This is a genomic window from Streptomyces sp. NPDC126497 (genome assembly GCF_040302425.1).
Lineage (GTDB): Bacteria > Actinomycetota > Actinomycetes > Streptomycetales > Streptomycetaceae > Streptomyces.
Genome location: NZ_JBEORT010000032.1, coordinates 33,803 through 55,202 on the forward strand (window position 1 = coordinate 33,803; position 21,400 = coordinate 55,202).

Here is a 21,400-nt window from a genome sequence, read left to right on the forward strand (position 1 = left end):
CACCGAAGCACGGTGGTTGGCTGAGACGGTGCAACCCCTGGAAAGCAGCGGACCGCTATGGGTCCACGCAGCCGCGAGGTCACGCCCTCAATCAGTTCTCGGATGATAAGCGACTCCGCGAGAGCACGCCAGAGTGTGGTGACAGGGCGAGAGCCATCGGCCATCGCTCAGGGTGACCGGAGGGGTGACAGGAATACACGGCACCTCAACATGCAAGCGCACCAGTCCCGAGGCCGGATTCGCTCCGGCCCGGAGCCCATCGGCGCGTTCGGTCGATTCAGGCAAGAGATCGAATCGTTCGAGACAGACTTGACCAATTTGGTTTAACGGCTTGTGTCTTCGCTCCGCCTGGGCCCATGCTGCTCAGGTTCGGAGAAGCAGAAGACGTCCGACCATGGCGCCGTGCCATGGCGGCTTCTGACTCGCGGACCTTGGAGATCCCGTGGACACGCATGTCCTGCGGGCTGGCTTGGCATGTCCGCCAGGACCGGCACGCCCTTCTGAGTCGTCTCGGCTCTCGCCTCACGCCGCGTGTGCGGACAGGCGCCCCCTCCCCCCTCCCCTGCTGTCGGCAGAGTGCCTTGCATCCGACGGGGAGGTGCGGTGACCAAGCCTCCGTTCGAGCCGAGCGTCGCCCAGCAAACGGCTCTCGTCGAGCACCTCGTCACCGCAGTGGTCACCGACGCGACCGGCGAGGCCCAGGGCGACATCTGCCTGGGCGAACCTCCGAGTGCTCGCTACTTCATGGAGAGCCTCGGTCCGCACGCCGTCGAACCCGGTGGAGCCGCCCCGCGATACGGCCGCACGACCCCGGACAGCCTCGGGTTCGAGTTCGAGGCCGAGAACGCCAGCTCCATCACCGTCAAGGCGCGGGCGTCGTTCTACTACGCGACTCTCCCGACCCGAGTCCAGCAGCTGGAGTGGGCCGGCGAGCGAGAAGAGCCCTACCGGCTGGCACCGTTGTTCAGACGACTCGGAGTGACGGTCGGGCCAGTGGAGATCGTTCTCGGACACGAGGCCGAGCTGCGCCAGACCTTGGAACGGGAGTTCCAGCACGCCTTCAACGAGGCTGTGAAGCTGGCCCTCCAAGACCCTCGGATCGACCGCCGCGTCGGGAACGACCGCCGGGAGCGACTGGTCCCGCCTACCGCGATGGCAGACGACGCGGCCTTCGAGCAGTGGCTGGCCCGGGAGGTGGGCGGGGACCCCGTGGTACCGTCCCCCGCCGCACACGTCGTCGTCACGTCGAGGCCGGTTGCGTCCGGACGGCTCCGCGTGACCGCGACGCTGCAGAACCTCGCCCCCGACCCCGTCGTGACCGTACAGGGCCGGGGTAGCAACGCCGGCCGTACCCGTCGCGACGAGGCCAGGGACAACGCTCTGTTCCGTGCCGGGCTGGAGGTCGAGGGCGACCGTCTACTGCCCATCGTGATGGACCTCGGTGCAGACGCCTACCGCTACTCCGGAGAGCTCGGAGCGTACGCGAACAACTGCGGAATCGAGCCACGGTGGCACAAGGGGCAGCTCGTGGCCGTACGCAGCGTGCCCGTTCCACAGCACGACACCCACCGCGCCGTGGCCCGGACCGACGAACGCTGGGGTTACGCGACGCTCGCCGTCGACCCTCTCCCGGTTCTCGACGAGCTTGCCGACGAGATGGAGGCCTATCTGGAGGCGCCCGTCTGGAGTACTGCAGATTTCCAGGACAGGCCTGAGCTGGCCCGCCGTAAGGAAGCCGACCGGAAGGCCGCGGCTTTGGAGGTCGCCCGCTTCCGTGACGGTGTTGCCTGGCTGCGGCGGGACCGGCGCCTCCTGGCGGCTTTCCAGCTCGCCAACAAGTCCATGGTGGAGCTCAACAGGGCGCGAAAGCGGCCTAGTCGGGGGTGGCGACTGTTCCAGCTGGTGGCCATAGTCAGCCAGCTCGGTGCTCTGGCCTGGCGGGAACACCCGCAGAACCTCTTCTCCCCTGGACTCTGGGGGGACGACCAGGGTGTGGATCCGACCGAGGCCGCAACCGTCGTCTGGTACCCCACCGGAGGCGGTAAGACCGAGGCGTATCTCGGCCTGGTACTGGTGTGCATGTTCTACGACCGCGCCCGAGGAAAGAAGGTCGGGGTCTCGGCATGGTGCCGCTTCCCCCTTCGACTGTTGACTCTGCAGCAGACACAACGGCAGCTCGACGTCGTCGCCGCCGCGGAGACGGTCCGCAGCCAGAACGCCGACCTGCTCAGGGAGGTCGGCGGCGACCCCGGGTGGCCCTTCTTCATCGGCTTCTACGCCGGCGGTGGCAACACCCCCAACTCGCTGACGTCGGACCGGATGTTCGACCGCCTTCGCTCAAGCGAGGAGGAGCGGCACGCGTACCGGCTTGTTCACGACTGCCCTTACTGCGGCGAACGGTCAGTCCGCATCCCGAAGCCTGATCCAGAGCGGCTCAGACTGGAACACGTCTGCGGCAACGAACGGTGCGGGAAGGTGCTGCCGATCGTCGTCGTGGACACCGAAATCTACCGCTACCTGCCGACTGTCGTGGTCGGAACCCTGGACAAGCTCGCCAACATCGGGCTGTCGGACAAGTTCGGTGCTCTCTTCGGTGATGTCGACTGCTGGTGCCCTCCCCACGGTTTCGGCCGGGGCGGCAAGTGCCACGAACGTCACGCTCCGGGCCACCCGAAGACGCCTCTCAAGCCCCTGGGTGCCCCTCTCTACGATCCTTCCCCCTCTCTGGAGATCATCGACGAGCTCCACATGGTCAACGAGGAACTCGGAGCCTTCTCCGGCCACTACGAGGGCCTCCTGGCCGAGGTGCAGCGCACGCTGTCGTCCCGACAGCGGCCCGACGGCCGGGGTGTGAGGATGAAGGTGGTCGCCACCACCGCGACCATCCGCGGCGAGGACCGCCAGAGCGAGCACCTCTTCGGTCTGAGGTCCGTGGTGGTGCCCCTACCTGGGCCCGACCTCGACGAGAGCTTCTACTGGCGTCTGGACCGGAGCCTTCCGCTTCGCCGCTTCGTCGGAGTCATGCCGACGCGTGGTACGGCGGAGATGACGCTGGTCAGGATCCTGACGTCCGCCCATCGTGCTCTATGGAAGCTTGATCGGCGACAGGACCTCCCCCCCGCTCTCGCAAGCTGGCCGGAGGATGAGCTCCACGACGTGGTCGACCTCTACCGTACGAGCCTCACCTACGCCACCACGCTCGTCGACTTCGGCCGTATCCGCCGCTCACTGGACACCCAGGTCAACGAGGCTCTGCGCAGGGAGGGCTTTCCTGATCTCAAGGTAGCGGAGCTCAAGGGCGAGACCCGTCTGGACGAGGTACGCGGTGTCCTGGACGACCTGGGCAGCCCAAACGGCAGCACGCGCATGGTCGTCGCAACGAGCATGGTCAGCCACGGGGTCGACGTGGACCGGTTGAACCTCATGCTGTTCAACGGCATGCCCAGGTCCATGGCGGAGTACATCCAGGCGTCGTCAAGGGTCGGCCGCGCCTACCACGGCCTCGTCTTCATGCTCTTCAACCCTGTGAGGGAGAGGGATCGGTCGCACTACCGCTACCACGGCAAGTTCCACGAATACCTGGACCGCATGGTCGAACCGGTGGCCATCAACCGCTGGAGCAGGTTCGCGGTGCGCAAGACCCTCCCGGGGATACTGATGGGACAGCTTCTCCAGATCGTGAACCGCGACTGGTGGCAGGCGGGTAACGCCCCGGGCCACCTGCACGACCTCTCGAAGATGCAGGCCGCTCTCCGTGACCCCTCGGCCGGGGGTCTGGAGGGGGTCCAGCTCACAGAGCTACTGGAAGCGCTTCACGCGGTCTTCCAGTCCGAGCGCCCGGAAGGGCAGGAACTCCGCAGTGATCTCACGGACATGGTGGAACACGCCCTGGCCAGCCTCCGCTCCGCCGGCGCGTCTGCCGGTCTCACGGGCGGGAACAACCGGGGCTACCGCGCGACGGGTGACTACCTGGGCCTCGAGCACCGGCCCATGACAAGCCTCCGCGATGTCTCCGAGGGCATCCCGTTCCACATCGTGCCCGACGGCCGGAGGTCGTGATGGCGTTCAACCCCAGGAACGACGAGATGGCCCGTGACCGGGGCCAGGTCCTCTACCGGTACCGCCCTGGTCAGACGTTTGACCATCGCGGCGGCTACACGGCCCAGGTGGTGCAGTTCGGACGTGACGAGGAGTTCGACGGTCCCTCGCTCGACCGCGAGCATCTGGTGCAGGAGACCATGCGGTTCGTACGCAGGTGGCGGGCCGCCGGGCGTGCCTTCTCCGCCGGGTCCGACCGGGCGCCGGAGTTCCCCGGGGACGAGGACCGGCTCGCCGACCGACACTACGAGGTCGTGGTACCGGGCAAGGTCTTCTGCCGCATCTGGCCACGAGTGGTGCGCTGCTCCAGCAGCAGGTGTGGACACGTCTGGACTGCCAGTGACCCGCGCCCCGGAACGGACGACTGGCCGCCTGCCTGCCCCGCCTGCGGCAACGCCGTCGGGAACCGGCAGCTCCAGTTCGTCTTCGCGCACAAGTGCGGCGAGATGTCGCCCATGTACCCGCCGAGCAAGTGCCCCAGGGGGCACACACGCTTCAGGCTCGACGACCGCGCCAGTCGGTTCCGTGACTTCCGATGGGAGTGCATGACCTGCGGCTTCCCTCTGGGCGTGCAGTGGAGCTGCAGCAACTCGTCGTGCAGTTATCCGGACAAGTTCATGAACCCCCTGCTCCACACCGCGGGAACCGCGCACGTGGGCCAGGGCCTGACACTCGTGAACGTCACGACGACCGAGGAGGCCACCCGTCAGACCAACCCCATGTACACAACTGCCGTTCTCGGCTGGTGGCTCGGTGAGATCACAGAGGACGAGTTCCGGCGGCTCACCGACGGGCACACGGTTGACGTCCCCGACGAGGTCGTCGAGAGCATCCGTGTGATGGAGGACGCCGGCCTGCACGACCAGGCACGTGCACTTCGTGCACGTTTCATGCCGGTCGAGGTGGATCATCTGCGGGAACAGGTGGGCAAGGCGCTCGGACTCGACACCGAGAGCGACGACGCACGCGGGCTCGCGGCTGAGCTGCACACCTATCGGCGGGTTCTGAACCTGGAACGCCTGGGTGTACCCCGCCTTCAGCGGGAGGCGCGCAACGCCGAGCGCCGAGCCTTGTACGAGCGCTATCCCGGTGTCCTCGCATCCGCCGGTCTCGGGCAGGAGACCTGCCTGGTGAGTGATCTCCCGATCACCTACCTCGCGATCGGCTACAGCCGGACCGGGTTCAGTCCCGAGGAGGCGGATCTGGTGCCGTACAGGGGGCGTGCCGCACGAGGAGCCCCCGAGAAGACGCTCGTCTACGCCCACCCCACCGAGGCGGAGGCACTGCTCTTTCCCGTGGATCGGGAGCGCGTGAGCCGGTGGCTCGTCCGTAACGATCTGGTCAGTCCCGACACCCTTGATAAGGCCGGCGGCGTGGCCAAGTGGCTGGTGCACCAGCTGGGGCCGAGCGACGGCAAGGCCCTCTCGCACGAGACACGCCCGGAGCCCGGACACCCGGATTTGCCAGTCCACGAACTGTTCGGGTTGCTCCACTCACTGTCCCACCAGCTGTTGCGAGCCCTGGCCGTTGACAGCGGCTACAGCGAGACGAGTCTCTCGGAGTACCTCTTCCCGTACGACCTGGCCTTCGCCATCTACCCGAACGGCGGCAGCGACTTCAGCCTCGGTGCGATGCGGACGGTACTCGAACAGAACCTGGACGCGGTCGTCAGTCGTGCTGTCGACAACGACGCCTGTCTGTACGATCCGAACTGCATGATCACGAACGAGGGTGCGGACCACGGCTGTCTCCAGCTGCCGGAGACAGCCTGTCAGTTCTGGAACCGGAACCTCTCCCGCTGGCACCTGTTCGGTTCTCCGGACGGGTCGAGAGTCGGGTACTGGGACCCGACTCTGTGAAGGCCCGGTGGGGAGGAACCGCTCTCGCCCCTCCCCACCATCCGCGCTGCCAGAGGTCGCAGGGTGCGTCGACCGCCGATCGTGCCCGACTGGAATCCGGGTGCCTTCAGCGTCTGGGGGCTTGTGCAAGGCGCTGCGTATCTGCAGCACGCCTCAAAGCGCACAGGGCGTCGGACTCGCCTCACGTCAGCGGATCATCGTGCCCAGCCACCGCCCAAGACCGGACGGCATAGGTGGATAATCTCATCCAGTATCAGAAACGGGAAACAGGGCTGGAACTCGGCATGACGTACGACATAGCGGCTCCGGAACCGGCAGGCATGGTCGCCTCGCTCAGTTCGCTCGGGTACTCCCTGCCTGCCGCCATCGCGGATCTCGTGGACAACAGCATCTCCGCGGGTGCGTCCACGGTCGACGTCGAGTTCACCTGGGCCGGGCAGGACTCCTGGATCGCCGTTGCCGACGACGGTGCCGGGATGACCGCCAGCGAGCTCGTGACCGCCATGACCGTGGCCGCGCGAGGCCCTGCGACGCCCCGAAGCGCCACGGACCTGGGGCGCTTCGGCGTCGGCCTCAAGTCGGCCTCGTTCTCACAGGCCCGGCAGCTCACCGTCGCCACCGCCACCGCCGGCGAATGGCACGTGCGCACGTGGGACCTCGACGTCGTCGAGAGGTCGGGCGAGTGGCGGCTGCTACGCGGCGCGGACGAGACGACCACTGAGTTGCTCGACAGGATCCGGGGTGAGGCTGACCACGGCACCGTCGTGTTGTGGCGGCGCCTCAACGGCTACCACGTCGACGCGGTGACGGTGGAGGACGAGCGGACACAGAAGCAGTTCTACGCGGAGGCCGCCCGCACGGAGTCCCACCTAGGCATGGTCTTCGGCAGGTTCCTCACCGGAAGCCGACGTCGCAACCTGCGTGTATCGGGCAGCCCCGTCGAGCCCTGGGACCCGTTCCTGTCCCGTCACCCGTCCGTACAACCGCTTCCGGTCGAGCGTCTGCGGTTGGGGGCGGGTTCCGTACGGGTGGAGGCGTTCGTCCTCCCCAGTGCCCAGAGGCTCGCCCCGGACGAGTACGAGAAGGCCGGCGGCCCGCGTGGGTGGCTCGACCAACAGGGGTTCTACGTTTACCGCCGGGACCGTCTGATCCTTGCCGGTGACTGGCTCGGACAGCGCGGGTTGCGCCGCGAGGAGAAGTACAACCTGGCACGGATCGCCGTGGACATCCCCGCCGAGACGGATGTCGAATGGGGGGTCGACGTCCGGAAGTCCAGTGTCGTCCCGCCCGTCGCACTGCGTTCTCATCTACGGCGCATCGCCCTGCAAGCCAGGAGAAGGGCCGCCGACGTGCTTCGGCACCGCGGGCAGATCGCTGCGCGCACACACGGGGATCCACTCGTGTACGCGTGGAACGTCCGCCGTGTCGACGACCAGGTCACCTGCCGGATCAACCGGGGCCACCCCCTGGTGAAGGCAGCTCTGCGCTCTGGCGGTGCCGGTTCGGATGACGTACGTGCCCTGATCCGTCTGCTCGAGGAGACGGTGCCGGTCACCGCCCTCCGCGTGATGCACGAGACTGACACCAGCGACGACCCCGAGCCCTTCGGGGGCCCCGGGCCCGCCGACGCCGAGGCCACGGAGGTCGCACAGCGCATCTACGAGGCACTGGTCTCAGACGGCCGCTCACCTGCGGCCGCTCGCGAACGCCTCCGGACGATGCCCCCCTTCGACCAGATGCAGGGCTTCTGGAACGGATGAGCCCGTTGTCAGTGCCCGCCCCTAGCCTGCCCCATGCCGTTCCCGCCCAGCCGGAGGTCTGCTGTGAGTTCCACCCCCGAGGACTCTCTCGAGTCCCTTGCCAAGGCCCGTCGCCTGGTTCTCGCACTACTGTCGCAGGACCGTCAGCCGACGCCGGACGAGGTGCAGAACGCGGTCACCGTCATCTTCGGGATGCTGGCCGGCCAGGGCGAGGTCCTCGACCGTGACCAGCTGGCCAAGGAGATCGAGGTCCTGACGGCGGTCTTCCAGGAGGGCTCCTCCGGGCTGGAGAGCGACAGCGGGCACGAGCCCTGGCTGCCCGAAGCCAAGAACGACCGGGCCTGGGACTTCTGGGAACGCTACCGCCGTTACCTGGAGGACGTCCGCAACCTCCCGCCGCTCGTCGTGCGCCGACTGGACCAGAGCACGGACGAGGTCCTGAGCCAGCTCGAGGACCCGCGCCGTGTCGGCTCGTGGCGCCGGACGGGCCTGGTGATCGGGCAGGTCCAGTCGGGCAAGACCGGCCAGTACATCGGGCTCGCCGCGAAGGCCGTGGACGCGGGGTACCAGTTCGTGGTGATCCTCGCCGGCATCCACAACGACCTCCGGAGCCAGACCCAGCTGCGTATCGACGAGGGGCTGCTGGGTTTCGACACCCAGCACCAGCAACGGTCCAACCAGAACGGGAAGTCCCGTCTCATGGGTGCCGGCAGGATGCCGGGCGCCAAGAAGCTCGACATCGCGTCCCCCACCAACAGCTCGGAGAAGGGCGACTTCGGCCGGCAGGCGGCCAACGCCGTCAACTTCCCGCTCGGCCGTTTCCCGGTCGTGCTCGTCGTCAAGAAGCACTGGAAGATCCTCGAGTACCTGCGGACGTGGGTGACCGAGGTCCAGGGCACGGAGGACGAGAGCGGGAACAAGGTCGTACGCGACATCCCGCTGTTCGTCATCGACGACGAGGCGGACAACGCCTCCATCAACACCGAGCGCGACCCCGACGCGGATCCGACCAAGACCAACGGCGCGATCCGCGAGCTCATGAAGAGCTTCGAGAAGTCGGCGTACGTCGGGTACACCGCCACCCCGTTCGCCAACATCTACATCGATCCCGACGTCGACCACGCCGAACTCGGCGCCGACCTCTTTCCCGACAGCTTCATCCGCACCCTGCCCTCGCCGACCAACTACCTGGGCCCGGAGAGGGTGTTCGGTCTCCAGGTCGACAACGACGACGAGGAGGACGTGCCCCCGCTTCCGCTCGTACGCGCCGTGGACGACGCCGAAAGCTGGATCCCGACCAAGCACAAATCCTCCTTCGTCCCCTCCGACGACCTTCCGCAGACCCTCCGGGAGGCGATCGCCTCGTTCGTCCTCGCCAGCGCTGCACGGCGGGTGCGCGGACAGACGAAGGTGCACAACTCCATGCTGGTGCACGTCACCCGCTTCACGGCGGTCCAAGGGATCGTCCGCGACCAGGTGGACGACTACCTGCGGCTCCTCGTGGACTCGCTCCGTGACCGGTACGGACAGGCACCGCAGCGCATGGCCGAGTTCCGGGCCCTGTGGGAGCGGGACTTCGTCCCCACCACGGACCACTTCCCCGCGGACGAGGCCCGACGCGTCACCTGGGAGGACGTGTCGAGCCAGCTCATGCCCGCGCTACGGAAGATCGTGGTCAAGACGGTCAACGGCGCCTCCCGCGACGCACTCGACTACTACGAGCACCGCAGGACCGGTCTCTCGGTCATCGCGATCGGAGGCCAGAAGCTCTCCCGGGGCCTCACCCTGGAGGGGCTGACGGTCAGCTACTACCTGCGCACTTCCAGCACGTACGACACCCTGCTCCAGATGGGACGCTGGTTCGGATACCGGCCGGGGCACGAGGACCTCTGCCGCCTGTACACCACTCCCGATCTTCAGGCGAAGTACATCGAGGTGACTGCCGCGACCGACGAACTGCGTCGTGAGGTCGAGGAGATGGCAGCGTTGAACCTCAGTCCGAGGTACTTCGGTCTTAAGGTCCGCGCCTCCTCTCTGGGCCTCGCCGTCACGGCTGCCAACAAGATGCGCCAGGGTACGAAGGTCATGCTCAGCTACTCCGGGGAGGGGCCGGAGACGGTGATCTTCAACGTCTCCGACGGGATCCCAGAACACAACCTCAAAGTACTCGGAGACTTCGTCCGGAGACTTGACGGCCTGGCCACCGGCGACCAGACGACGCCGGGGGCCAACGTGACGTGGAAGCAGGTGCCCTCCGACGCCATCGTGGACTTCCTCACGCGTTACGAGACCGACCGCATGGCCCAAAGGGTCCGCCCTCGTTTCATCGCGAAGTACATCGAACAGTGCGTGGCCGTAGGTGAGCTCCCGCAGTGGACGGTTGTCCTGGTCGGCAAGCAGGCAGCCAAGGACCCGCAGGACATCTCCGGTTACAGCCTGGGTCCCGTGGAGCGCGCGGCGCTCAACGACGTCGACAACGACGGTCGGTACACGATCCGCCGACTGCTCAGCCCTCCCGACGAGTACCGCTTCGACCTTGATCCCGACCAGGTGGACGCCGCCCTGGAAGCGACACAGAAGGCCGCAGCCATCAAGAAGCGGGAGAGGGTGCCCCAGTCGCCTTCGGGAGACCACGTCCGCTGGCAGCGCCGAGCGGACCAGGCACTGCTGCTCGTCTACCTGGTCGAGCGGCCAGCGACCGAGGACAGTCCTGCCCGGCCGCCCCTGGTCGGTTTCAAGGTCAGCTTTCCTCGCTCCGAGCACCAGTCCGACACCGAGTACGTGGTCAACGCCGTCTGGCAGAAGGAGGGCCTTGACGCCCTCGACGACGAGGAGGACGGGGAGTGACCGTCACCGAAGCCGAGTGGCGTGACCTGGAGGCACCTCAGGGGGCCCCGGGCAGGTCCCGTATCCGCCTGTACCCGGACGCTCCGTTGGACGTCTTCCTCTCCGTCTCCCACCCGGCGCAGCAGCGCATGCTCGTGCTCAGGGCCGACGCCCGCTCCGCCGACCACATCGTGCGCTCCGTACGCCAGCTGCCTCGCGCTGCCGGGCTGGAGATGAACGTGAGTGCCGTGTCACGTCTCGAGTACGAGCTCCAGGTGGTCCTCACCGCCGACGAGCTGCGCGAGGTGTTCAACCCGCTCGTCACGGACGTGGCTGACACGGTCCGAGAAGCCCCTGGGGCCTCGGCAGCCCTGACAGCAGCGGTGGAGAGGTTCGAGCGGTGGCAGGACCTCCTTCGCGCCGTCGGCAGAGACGGTCTCGGCCCTGAGGCCCGTCGTGGACTCGTCGGCGAGCTCCTGGTGCTGCGCGACCACATCCTGCCCGTCGTCGGGCCGGCCGAGGCCGTCGACGCGTGGACGGGGCCGAGCGGAACCAACCAGGACTTCCAGCTGCCCGGAGTCGCCGTCGAGGCGAAGGCCAGCACCGCCAAACGCCCCCGCAGCATCCGGATCGCCAGCGAGCGCCAGCTGGACGCCACCGGGACGCCTGCGCTCCTGTTGGCGTTGGCGATGCTCGACGAACGGCGGGGTGGATCAGGAGAGAGTCTGAACCGCCTGGTGGATCGCATACGGGAGCAGCTCACGAGCCCTGTCGTCCGAGCCGCCTTCGACGGTCGTCTCGTGCAGGCCGGCTATCTCCCCGGCCAGCGAGACGTCTACGAGGAGCCTCGCTACACCGTTCGCGACCTGCGCTTCTGGCACGTGGGGGAGAATTTCCCGAGACTCGTCGAGGCAGATCTTCCCGAGGGGGTCGGTGAGTGCTCGTACCACGTGAACACCTCGGGACTTGACCACCACCGCGCCACGACCGACGAGGTGACCGCACTGATCGGGGGACCCCATGCCTGAGCTCGACCTGTCCCAGTACGCCCACGACGTCGTCACGGACGTCCAGGCCACCGCCGACGCCGAGGGGACCACCACCCCGGAGACGTTCACGCGGCGCGTGTTCGAGGACCTGGAACGGGCCGGCATCGTGTCCAACACGTTCACTGCCTACCACTCGGCCCACGGCCATCTCGTGCACGGGTACGGCATCGGGGACTCCGGGGAGTGCCTCGACCTCTTCGTGACCGACTTCGACCTGGACCCGCTGGAGTCCAAACTCACGAAGGGGCAGGCGGAGACCGCGTTCAGGCGCCTGCTGACGTTCGTCCGCCGGTGTCGGGAGGGCCTGCGTCAGCACATCGACGAGTCCTTCGACGTGTACGACATGTGCGCGGCAGTGGAGAAGGCGCTCACCGAGGTACGGAGGATCCGGCTCTTCCTGCTCAGCAACCGCGTCGGCACGAGTACCTCCTTCCCGCCCACCGAGTTCGACGGCCTTCCCGTGACCCACGAGGTGTGGGACCTGGCGCGGCTGCACCGCCACGAGACGTCCGGCAGCATCAGCGAGCCCATCGTGGTCTCGTTCGACCCTCCGCTGCCCTGCGTCTCGGCACCCAGCAGCGAGCCGGACCACTCGGTGACCATGGCCGTGATCCCCGGCCAGAGACTGGCCGAACTGTACGGGGAGTACGGGACCAGACTCCTCGAGTTGAACGTCCGGTCCTTCCTGCAGGCCCGCGGATCGGTCAACCGGGGAATCAGGGAGACCCTGCTGCACTCACCGGGCAGGTTCCTGGCGTACAACAACGGCATCACGGCGACCGCGTCCCAGGTCGACTTCGTGCACGGCCCAGACGGCACCCCCACGGGCATCTCCCGGGTGCACGGGCTCCAGGTGGTGAACGGCGGTCAGACCACGGCCTCGTTGCACTACGCCTCGAGCCGGGACAAGGCCGACCTGTCCCACGTGACCGTCCAGATGAAGCTGACGGAGGTCTCTCCCGAGCGGCTCTCGGAGATCGTCCCGATGATCTCCGAGTACTCCAACACCCAGAACCGCGTGACACTCGTCGACTTCAGCTCGAACCACGCGTACCACGTGGCCGTCCAGCGGATCACCCGGTCCCTGTGGGCGCCGGCGACGGACGGCAGCGGCCAGGAGACCCACTGGTTCTACGAGAGGGCGCGCGGCCAGTACACCGACGAGGTGGCCAAGGCCCGGACACCGGCGAAGCAGCGCACCTTCAAGAAGCTCAACCCGACCAGTCGGAAGTTCACGAAGGCGGACCTCGCGAAGTACGTCAACTCCTGGAGTCTCCTCCCGTTCAGCGTCAGCCGCGGCGCGCAGAAGAACTTCGTCGCGTTCATGGACCGGATCAGCGAGGCGCCCCCTCGGGTCGACGTCCGGTACTGCCAGCGGGTGATAGCCATGGCGGTCCTCTTCAAGGCGGTCGACCGCATCGCGGCGAACCACGAGGCGGGCAGCTACAAGAGCATGATCACGACCTACACCATGGCCCGTCTGGCGCTCGCCACGGAACAGCGCATCGATCTCGACAGGATCTGGCGCGAACAGAGGGTCTCGCCGGCCCTCGAAGCCGCGATCGACGACCTCTGCCCCCGGGTCATGCGGGTCGTCACCAGGCCACGTGAGGGCAACCACGTGGGCGAGTGGGCCAAGAAGCCCGCCTGCTGGGACGCCGTCTCCCGCGTGCCCTGGTCCGTTCCTCGCGGCCTGGAGGCCGAGCTCCGTGATCATCCGCTGGACGACGAGGCCCTCGCGGGCGGTGCGGAAGGCGACCGCGGGGCGAGCGACGAGGTGACGTCGATCCCGGCAGACGAGTGGTACGCCATCGAGCGTTGGGCGAAGGAGACGCACAACCTGGATCCCTCGCAGCGCCAGCTCGCGCAGTACGTCGGCCGAAGACTCGAACTCGAACAGGAGATCCCCGAACCACAGGCGGTACAGGCACTGCACGCGCGCAACGAGGCGCTTTCGCTCGGGTTCGTCCCCGGTCCGTAGGTCCGACTCGTCCCGGCCCTCAGAGCTCCCCGTGCTCGAGCAGATCCCTCATGGCGTCCTCGGCGCGGCGGAGCACGATCCGCCCGTCTCCGTCGCTGAAGGCCAGGAGGTCCGCCCCGGGTGCGATGCCCGCCTCCGCGAGCAGGCCGACGGGGAGCTCGACCCGGCCGTGGTCGTCGACACGGAGTTCTGCGGGTTCACGAAGCATGGGACGAGTGTGGCACCCTCACACCCGTAGGCCGACGACGGGCTGGGGCTGAGGTATGGCAGCAGGTGAGGACACCACGAGCGCGAAGTGGGTCAGCACGGAGCTGAGCGGCCACCTGCGCGGTCGGCGCGCCCGCGACACAAAACCGGAGGTGGCCCTCCGGCGTGCCGTACACCAGCTCGGCCTCCGGTTCCGTCTACAGCGCAAGGTGGCTGCCCGTTGCACGGCGGACTTCGTCCTGCCCCGGTACGGCGTGGCGGTGTTCGTCGACGGGTGCTTCTGGCACGGTTGTCCGGTGCACGGCCCGAAGACGTTCCGCGGCCCGAACGCCGCCTTGTGGGAAGCGAAGATCGAGACCAACAAGGAGCGCGACCGCCGGAACACCGCAGCAGCCGAGGCCGCCGGCTGGACCGTCGTCCGTGTCTGGGAGTGCGAGATCCGGGCGGACGTCGAGCGCGCTGCGCTCAGCGTCGCCCGGCGGTGCGACCAGACTCGCGAGCCTGGGTCGGCACCGTCTCCCGTCCGTGGGTCCCGGTCAACGCGTCCGTGAACAGGTCGCCCGAGACGCTCTCCCTGGCGACGCAGTACTTGCTCAGGGGGCACGCCTCGCAGAGCGGCTCCTTGGCCCGGCAGAAGCTGCTTCCGATGAGCCGGAGCGCCGCCATACGCAGAGGCGCGTCCTCGCCGGCTCCGACGAGCTTCACCAAGTCCACTCGACCGTCGCTGAGCCTGTTCGTGCGATCCGAGTCGCTGCCATGCAGACGGGCTGCGACGCGCAGCGCGCCCTGCCCGACCCACAGGAGATCCTCGCCGACCAGCAGCCGGTAGACCGTCGCCTCAGCCGGCTTCAGCTTCAGCTGCTCACGGACCTTCTCCTCGTCGTCCCAGACGCTCGGCTGGTCGATCACCGCGGCGAGCCGGGCGACCCGGGCCTTCGCCGCCTCGGAGGGTGCCGCCGCAGTAAGTGTCTCGAGCGCGGCTTTGCTCAGGGACGCCTGCCCCCGCACGACCTCGACCATCTCCGCAAGCTGCGCGGGCTGGATCCGGGTCCCGGACAGTATGGCCACGACTGCGGCCTGCAACCCGGACGTCTGGTCGCCCGGAAGCTGGTACCAGTCCTCCGACTCACGCCGCTCTTCGGCCCAGGCGGTCAGATCCCTTCGCACCGTGCGCCAGTACGGCTGGAGTCCACCCTCACTCGGCTGCTCGTCGCCCACGGGCAGCAGGGCCTCCGCCGCGGCCTCACCAAGGAGGGGCGGCACCGCGTTACCGATCTGACGGAAGGCGTCACTACGCGTGCCGGCGAAGCGGAACCTGTCCGGGAAGGTCTGCACCCGCGCGGCCTCCCGCACGGTGAGGGTACGCGGCTGGTTCTGGTCCGGGTGGATGTACCAGTAGCCGTCCTTGGCAATGTGGGCGGTGATCGACCTGCTGAGGTCCGCCCAGTCGAGCTTCTTGTACTTGTCCGTGAAGTGGTCGGCCTTGTAACGCTGCAGTTCCGGGGAGATCTGCGAGTACAGGGTCCTGGAGTCCATGCTGGAGAAGATCTCCGCGTCGTCCTTCCGGACCCGTCGGGTCATGTGGTCCCATACCCGGCCCTTGCGCGCCCGCTTACGCATGTCCTGAGCGAACTTGGAGAGCTCGGACGGTTCGTCGTACGGCAGTTCACGCTGCCCGACACGCTCGGTGGGCACGACGGGCAACACCGGCAGGTCACCGATGGCGTCACGCAGCGTGGTCCGCTGGTCGTACTCCAGCTCCTGACGCCATGTGAAGCGCTCCACGTCGTTCCTCGCCAGCAGGATCAGTCGTTTCCTGTGCTGCGGAACGCCGTACTTCCACGCATCAACGAGACGGACCTGCGTCGCGTAGCCGAGGTCCTCCAACTGCTCCTCGATGGTGCGTACCACGAAGAAGTCGTCGCCGAGACCCATGTCCGGCACGTTCTCCATGAGGACCGCACGCGGCCGGAGGCGCTTCACGACGTCGAGGTAGGCGCTCCACAGTTCCTTGCGGCGATCATGGGGATCGCGGCCGTGATGCTCCACGAGGCTGCGGATCTTGCTCCGGCCAGCCCGGCTGAACGGCTGGCAAGGAGGACCGCCGGCCACCAGATCGATCTTGGCCGGCGTCAGCATCTCGACGAGCTTGTCACGCTCGTCAGGATTGCCCAGGTCCATGCGGAGGCTCATGCCCGGGAAGTTCGCGGCGTGCGTCTGGAGCGCCCGCTCGTCGAAGTCGACCGCGGCTGCGACCGTCCACCCGGCTCGCTCCAGTCCGAGGCTCAGTCCACCCGCTCCGGAGAAGAGGTCGACGGCCAGACGCTTGTCAGCACCGAAGTCACCGAGCCACTTCTCGAAGTTCCCGGGCTTGCAGCTGTTCCTGTGACGCCTGAGCTCCAGGCAGTCGCTCCGCTCCAGAGGCACCCCATAGTGCTGCCTACGCACTGCGCCAACCTCCATCGGACGAGAAGAACGAGCACCAGGAGATCACACAACCTCTGGCAAGATCAAGAATCCGGCGTCCACCTCGGATGACTGGATCGATCGGGACGCACCAGGCGCCCCGAGAATATTACGCGGCACCCACCCCCGTGATGGAAAGCAGCCCCCCAGTAACTCCAGAGAGGGCCAATCATACGGACAAACACTGACAAGGTCACCAAGAGCTCTGTTATCCATCCCACCCAGCAGACAGGCATCGCTCGTGGCGGCACAGGCACCGAGACTCATGCCACTGCCTCGTCCGCGGCATCGGCTTCCGCCCCGAGGTGATGCCGGCGTCCTGCGGTTGGCCGATCCCGTGGTCGAGCTGGAAGGTCTCCGAACGTCCGGGGAAGATCCGGAGGACTACGAACACTGACGCAAGTCAGGACTTCGAGCCGCTGACTGGCGCCTGCCCGTAGGCACGGGCGTACCCGCCCGAGGACTGAGCGGGCCCGCCCTTCCCACTACTCAACGGCGGAATACCCACAGCCTCCCGCTGATTGCCCTTTACAGAGATCGCGGGAGGGAGCGCTGGTGGCGGAGCTGATGCTGTTCCGGCAGGACGCGGACGGTCGGGACGTCGAGGTGCCCGGTTCGACAGTGGCGCTGGAGGTGGAGCTGCAGCGGCGGGTCGAGGCTGGTCTGGAGCAGATGCTCGGCATCCGGTTCCTGGCATCGGAGTACCCGACCGGACCGTGGCACCGGGGCCGGATCGACACCCTGGGATTGGACGAGAACGGCAGCCCGGTGGTGATCGAGTTCAAAAAGGGCTCGGACAGCGGGGTGATGTCGCAGGCCGTCTCGTACCTGTCCTGGCTGGAGTCGGCGCAGCACGAGTTCGAGGCGCTCGTGCGGAAGGTGCTGGGCGCGGAGGCCGCCGCGTCGATCGACTGGCGTCGTCCGCGGATGGTCTGCATCGCGGCCGGCTTCTCGCACCACGACCGGGTGGCCGTGCAGCGTCTGCCCGAGCGGATCGATCTGGTGCGCTACCGGATCTTCGAGGGTGGCCTTCTGGGCTTGCTGCTCGTCGACTCCGCGCCCGGCTTCCCGAGCACCGCATCGTCTCGCCGGAGCCGGGAGCGAGCAACGGTGGTCGACAACGCTCCGACGGCACCGGCGACTCCTGTGCCGACAGTGGTCGGCCTGGTGCCGGAGTGCCTGCGGGACCTGTACACGGAGTTGGACGAGGCGCTCACGGCCTGGGGCGAGGTGGAGGCGGCGCCGCTGCGGCACTACATCGCCTACCGGCGGCTGGTGAACGTGGCATCGGTGATCTTCCGTCCGAAGCACGAGGCGATCCTGATGTACCTCAGACTCGACCCGGACACGGTTCAGCTGGAGGAGGGCTTCACCCGGGACATGCGCGGCATCGGGCATCTGGGAACCGGAGACCTGGAGGTGCGCCTCGTTTCGGCGGCCGACCTGGAGAAGGCGGCGCCGCTCATCCGGCGGACGTTCGAAGCGGCTTGACGCAACGGGAGGGCGGCTGGTGCATCGGCTACTCGATGCACCAGCCGCCCTTCGGCGTCTGCGGGCCACCGGCCCCAGGCTCTCCGCTCTCATGCTCATGCCTCCGGTCCGGCCAGTCCGAAGTCGTCCTTCGTCAGCTCGGCGCGCAGCCGCTCCTCAGCGACGTCGGCGTAGTGCGCGGACAGCTCGACGCCCACGAAGCGGCGTCCCTCGCGCAGGGCCGCGACCCCGGTGGAGCCGCTGCCGGTGAACGGGTCGAGCACGGTGCCGCCCTCGGGGCAGACCTGGACTAGCTGTTGCATGACCTCGACCGGCTTCTGGGTGATGTGGACCCGGCCCTTGCGGGGCTGGGAGGCGATGTAGTGGCCGGGCAGGTAGAGGTCGCGGGTGTTGTCGAGGGATCCCTTGACGCCCCAGACGATGAATTCGGAGTCCTGCTTCGGACCGCCCTTGCGGGGCCGGCTGGAGGGCTTGATCCAAGGGATGGTGCCGCTCCAGGTCCACCCCGCCATCTGCAGGGCGTCGGAGGTGGTCGGTTCCTGGCGCCAGTCGGTGAAGACCATGGCGACCGCGTGCTCTGCCGAGGCCCGGTACGCCTCGGTGAGTAGTTCGGTCAGCCAGGAGCGGTAGGAACGCTGGTCGCGGTTCTCGCCGGGGAAGTCGGCGAGGTCGTGGGCGCTGTTGCTGGTGACGTACTTGGCTCGCGCGGTGCGGCCGGTGCGTTCCGAACTGGTGCGTCCACCGGAGTTGTACGGGGGATCGGTGATCACCGCGTGGACGCTCTCGTCGGGGAGGGACTTCAGGACGGTCAGGGCGTCGCCCCGGTGCAGCGTGTAGCTCATGGGGAGGACCTCTCTTCGGGCACGGCGGATCCGGGCCCGCTCCGGACAGCGCTCGGCAGCGGTCGTCTCGGGCGGGGTTGCACCGGAGGTTAACGGCCGATTCCGGCCGCACCTAACGAGGTGCCCTCCTGCTGCGGGCCCCGGGGTGGCAGTCGTTTGGTGCGGCCGGAATCCAGGTCTACTGTCTCGCCGTGTCACCGGGCAGGAGCCCCGCTCCACCCATTTTGACCTGTGCTTATCCGTGCCTTCTCGTCCAATCGAGCAGCGTCGGGGGCACGTTGACCATGCATCCCCGAGTGCCTTCCGGAGGTCCCGGTGTACTGCCTGAGATTACGAGCGCGGCTGGCTGCCGCGTGACCTGAAACCGGCGTCCGGGAGCCACCACCACCTCAGACCCGGACCCGCCCGAGAGGCGGATGCGCATCGGCGCGGTGCCGGCGGCTTCGCACTAGAAGTCGGCACCGCGCCTCCTACGAACACCGAGGAGCCGCTGTGATGCAGCATGTCCTGATACACCCGCGCCCCGACCCAGCGCTGTCACCTGGCCGTCACCGCCGTCCCGGTGAACGGCGGCGGCGATGAAGAAGGCGACCGGAACCCTCATCGGTCTCTGCGCGACCGGCCCGCTGCTGCTGGCCCTCCCGATCCTCGCCATCGGCGCCGGTACCGCATCGGCCTCGTGCTCGACCGACGCTGCACAGGGTGTGGACACCGCCGCCGTCGCCAAGCAGGTGAAGGCCATCCTGGACGGCGGCGACAAGGGCTCGGTCTCTGTGCCGGGCCTGGACGACCCGGCCGAGCAGGTGCCCAACGCCAAGACGATCCAGGCCACGGGCGTCGCGATGAACATCCCCGCCCGGGGGCAGGTCGTGGCCCTGGCGACCGCCCTGCAGGAGAGCGGCCTGCGGAATCTGACCTACGGCGACCGCGACTCTCTGGGATTGTTTCAGCAGCGGCCGTCGATGGGTTGGGGAACGGCGAACGAGATCCTCGACCCGGTGCACGCCAGCACCAAGTTCTACGAGGGACTCAAGAAGGTCTCCGGCTGGCAGTCCCTGTCCGTCACTCAGGCCGCCCAGGCGGTGCAGAAGTCGGGTTTCCCCGATGCGTACGCCAAGTGGGAGCCGCTGGCCACCGCCCTGCAGAAGGCGATCGAGCCCCTGCTGCAGAAGGCCGGCGACCCGTCGCCGGGTCCTTCGCCGTCCGGCTCGGTCGACGCAAGCAGTCCTTCACCCAGTGCCACGGGCCGCTGTTCGGCGGACGGGGACGGGACGGACTTCGGCACCATCCCTGCCGGTGCGCTGCCGGACGAGTACAAGATCCCCGCCACTGCCCCGCGAGAGGTTCAGACGGCGATCCGGTGGGCGTTGGGTCAGCTCGGCACTCCGTACCAGTGGGGTGGGAGCTGCACCGACTCCCACGGCACCGACCCGATGGGCCGCTGCGACTGCTCGTCCCTGATGCAGCAGGCGTACAAGGCCGCCGGGGTGACCCTGACGCGGACCACGTACACGCAGGTCAAGGACGGCAAGGCCGTCTCGGTCGACGCCCTTGAGCCGGGCGACCTCCTCTTCACCGAAGGGACGGCCGCCGTGCCCGAGCACGTCGGGATGGCGATCGGGCATGGCTTGATCGTCCACGCCCCGCACACCGGTGACGTGGTGCGGATCACGACCCTCGCGTCCTGGAAAACGCGGATTCTCGCGGCCCGCCGAGTCGTCTGACCGGCACCTCCCTTCCCTCCTCTCCTCCCGCAGCACTGCTTCGCCCGCTCGGGCTTCGGCGTACATTCATTCGAACTGGAGTTCCCCTTGTATCTCGCTGACCAGGTCATACAGCTCGCCTACGATCCCGGGATCAAGCCGAACGAGGGTGGTCTGCCGGGCCTCAACGTCCTCAAGCAGGTGATGGGCTCGATCAACCTCTTCGGACTCATCGCCGTGGTCGGCGCCCTCGCCGTCAGCGCGGGCGTGTGGGCCTGGGGCCACCACTCTGGTGGTCACCAGGCCGAGGCGAACGGGAAGAAGGGCGTGCTGGTGAGTGCTGGCGCGGCCCTTCTGCTCGGCGCGGCCAACGGCGTGGTGGCGTTCTTCTCGACGCTCGGGACGCAGGTCCACTGATGGCTCAGCACTCCACCCACCCCGGCGGCGCATCCCGCGTGCGCCGCCGGGCGCTGGTCGGCACCGCCGTCTTGGCGGTGCTCGTCGCCCTCGCCGGCCTGACCGCGTACCTCACCCGCGACGGCCGAAGCCCCTCCGATGCTCCCGCTCCACCGCCGAGTTCGCCGAGTTCGCCGAGTTCGCCGACGGCATCGTCCTCGCCCACGGCGCCGGTCGGCCCGCACGCGCGATCCCATGCACTTCCCGTCCCGCCGAAGACCCAGGACCCGATCAAGTACGGGAAGGCAGCCGCCGCAGCGCTGTGGTCGTACGACACCCGCGCTTACTCGCAGCCGGAGCTGCGGAAGGCGCTACGCGGCTGGCTGACCAAGGAGTCGAAGTACGCCGACCCGACCTCCGTCGACAAGGTCGTCCCCTCGCCCGTGCTGTGGAAGAAGATGGCCGCGAACGGCCAGTTCGCCACCGCCAAGGTGAACGAGGGGCACTTCCCGCACGCCTTCACCCAGGCCCTCCAGGCCGATCCCGGGGCGATCACCGAGGCGTACGTCTACGCCGTCACGGTCTCCGGAAAGCAGTCGATCGCCTGGAAGGGCTCGCCGGCGGGCGGCGCGGAGAGCCGGTCCACCACCCTCGCGGTCCAGTGCCGGCCCGACCACCCCTGCGCCCTGGTCGGCGTCATGCCGTCCGTCGCGCCCTGACCC

14 protein-coding genes are annotated in these 21,400 nt (G+C 67.9%); 11 read left to right on the plus strand and 3 right to left on the minus strand.

All coding sequences use genetic code 11. The features are described 5' to 3' along the window. Nucleotides 1-603 precede the first annotated feature (603 nt). The 6 genes from ABTY20_RS16225 (at nt 604) to ABTY20_RS16250 (ending at nt 13,573) form a co-directional block, all read left to right on the plus strand. Entirely contained in the window at nt 604-4,059 is a 3,456-nt protein-coding gene (locus ABTY20_RS16225; protein ID WP_351997659.1) for a helicase-related protein, read from the plus strand. Further along, nucleotides 4,059-5,957 carry a DUF8724 domain-containing protein gene (locus ABTY20_RS16230; RefSeq protein WP_252537860.1) on the plus strand — a complete coding sequence of 633 codons (1,899 nt, stop codon included), beginning with the start codon at nt 4,059-4,061 and terminating at the stop codon, nt 5,955-5,957. The genes ABTY20_RS16225 and ABTY20_RS16230 overlap by 1 nt, the downstream gene beginning before the upstream one ends. Before the next feature lie 284 nt (nt 5,958-6,241). Beyond that, complete coding sequence (locus ABTY20_RS16235; RefSeq protein ID WP_351997660.1) at nt 6,242-7,717, plus strand: ATP-binding protein; 1,476 nt, start codon at nt 6,242-6,244, stop codon at nt 7,715-7,717. 63 nt (nt 7,718-7,780) lie between these two features. Beyond that, nucleotides 7,781-10,564: a Z1 domain-containing protein gene (locus ABTY20_RS16240; protein ID WP_252537854.1), complete on the plus strand. Its 2,784-nt coding sequence runs from the start codon at nt 7,781-7,783 to the stop codon at nt 10,562-10,564. Next, entirely contained in the window at nt 10,561-11,571 is a 1,011-nt protein-coding gene (locus ABTY20_RS16245; RefSeq protein WP_252537852.1) for a PD-(D/E)XK motif protein, read from the plus strand. The genes ABTY20_RS16240 and ABTY20_RS16245 overlap by 4 nt, the downstream gene beginning before the upstream one ends. Then, nucleotides 11,564-13,573, plus strand: a complete 2,010-nt coding sequence (locus ABTY20_RS16250) for an AIPR family protein (protein ID WP_351997661.1) — start codon at nt 11,564-11,566, stop codon at nt 13,571-13,573. The genes ABTY20_RS16245 and ABTY20_RS16250 overlap by 8 nt, the downstream gene beginning before the upstream one ends. A 19-nt stretch (nt 13,574-13,592) precedes the next feature. Here ABTY20_RS16250 and ABTY20_RS16255 read toward each other — a convergent pair whose 3' ends face one another. Next, entirely contained in the window at nt 13,593-13,781 is a 189-nt protein-coding gene (locus ABTY20_RS16255) for an AbrB/MazE/SpoVT family DNA-binding domain-containing protein (protein ID WP_085573376.1), read from the minus strand. Between the two features lie 55 nt (nt 13,782-13,836). On the opposite strand from ABTY20_RS16255, the gene ABTY20_RS16260 reads away from it, so the two are divergent. Beyond that, nucleotides 13,837-14,331, plus strand: a complete 495-nt coding sequence (locus ABTY20_RS16260; RefSeq protein WP_252537846.1) for a very short patch repair endonuclease — start codon at nt 13,837-13,839, stop codon at nt 14,329-14,331. On the opposite strand, the gene ABTY20_RS16265 is transcribed toward ABTY20_RS16260, so the two are convergent. Beyond that, the gene (locus ABTY20_RS16265) at nt 14,246-16,228 is read right to left on the minus strand and encodes a DNA (cytosine-5-)-methyltransferase (protein WP_351997662.1); all 1,983 of its coding nucleotides are present in this window, start codon (nt 16,226-16,228) and stop codon (nt 14,246-14,248) included. The genes ABTY20_RS16260 and ABTY20_RS16265 overlap by 86 nt on opposite strands. 573 nt (nt 16,229-16,801) lie before the next feature. On the opposite strand from ABTY20_RS16265, the gene ABTY20_RS16270 reads away from it, so the two are divergent. Further along, nucleotides 16,802-17,737, plus strand: coding sequence for a DUF5655 domain-containing protein (locus tag ABTY20_RS16270; RefSeq protein WP_351997663.1), 936 nt, complete (start codon nt 16,802-16,804; stop codon nt 17,735-17,737). A gap of 95 nt (nt 17,738-17,832) precedes the next feature. On the opposite strand, the gene ABTY20_RS16275 is transcribed toward ABTY20_RS16270, so the two are convergent. Next, nucleotides 17,833-18,579: a DNA-methyltransferase gene (locus ABTY20_RS16275; RefSeq protein WP_351997664.1), complete on the minus strand. Its 747-nt coding sequence runs from the start codon at nt 18,577-18,579 to the stop codon at nt 17,833-17,835. Between the two features lie 578 nt (nt 18,580-19,157). On the opposite strand from ABTY20_RS16275, the gene ABTY20_RS16280 reads away from it, so the two are divergent. The 3 genes from ABTY20_RS16280 (at nt 19,158) to ABTY20_RS16290 (ending at nt 21,397) form a co-directional block, all read left to right on the plus strand. After that, nucleotides 19,158-20,303 (plus strand): C40 family peptidase, encoded by a 1,146-nt coding sequence (locus tag ABTY20_RS16280; protein WP_351997665.1) that lies wholly within the window; start codon nt 19,158-19,160, stop codon nt 20,301-20,303. An 87-nt stretch (nt 20,304-20,390) separates the two neighbouring features. Further along, nucleotides 20,391-20,699: a DUF6112 family protein gene (locus tag ABTY20_RS16285; RefSeq protein ID WP_023421641.1), complete on the plus strand. Its 309-nt coding sequence runs from the start codon at nt 20,391-20,393 to the stop codon at nt 20,697-20,699. Continuing rightward, nucleotides 20,699-21,397: a hypothetical protein gene (locus ABTY20_RS16290; protein WP_351997666.1), complete on the plus strand. Its 699-nt coding sequence runs from the start codon at nt 20,699-20,701 to the stop codon at nt 21,395-21,397. The genes ABTY20_RS16285 and ABTY20_RS16290 overlap by 1 nt, the downstream gene beginning before the upstream one ends. The last annotated feature ends 3 nt before the right edge of the window (nt 21,398-21,400 follow it).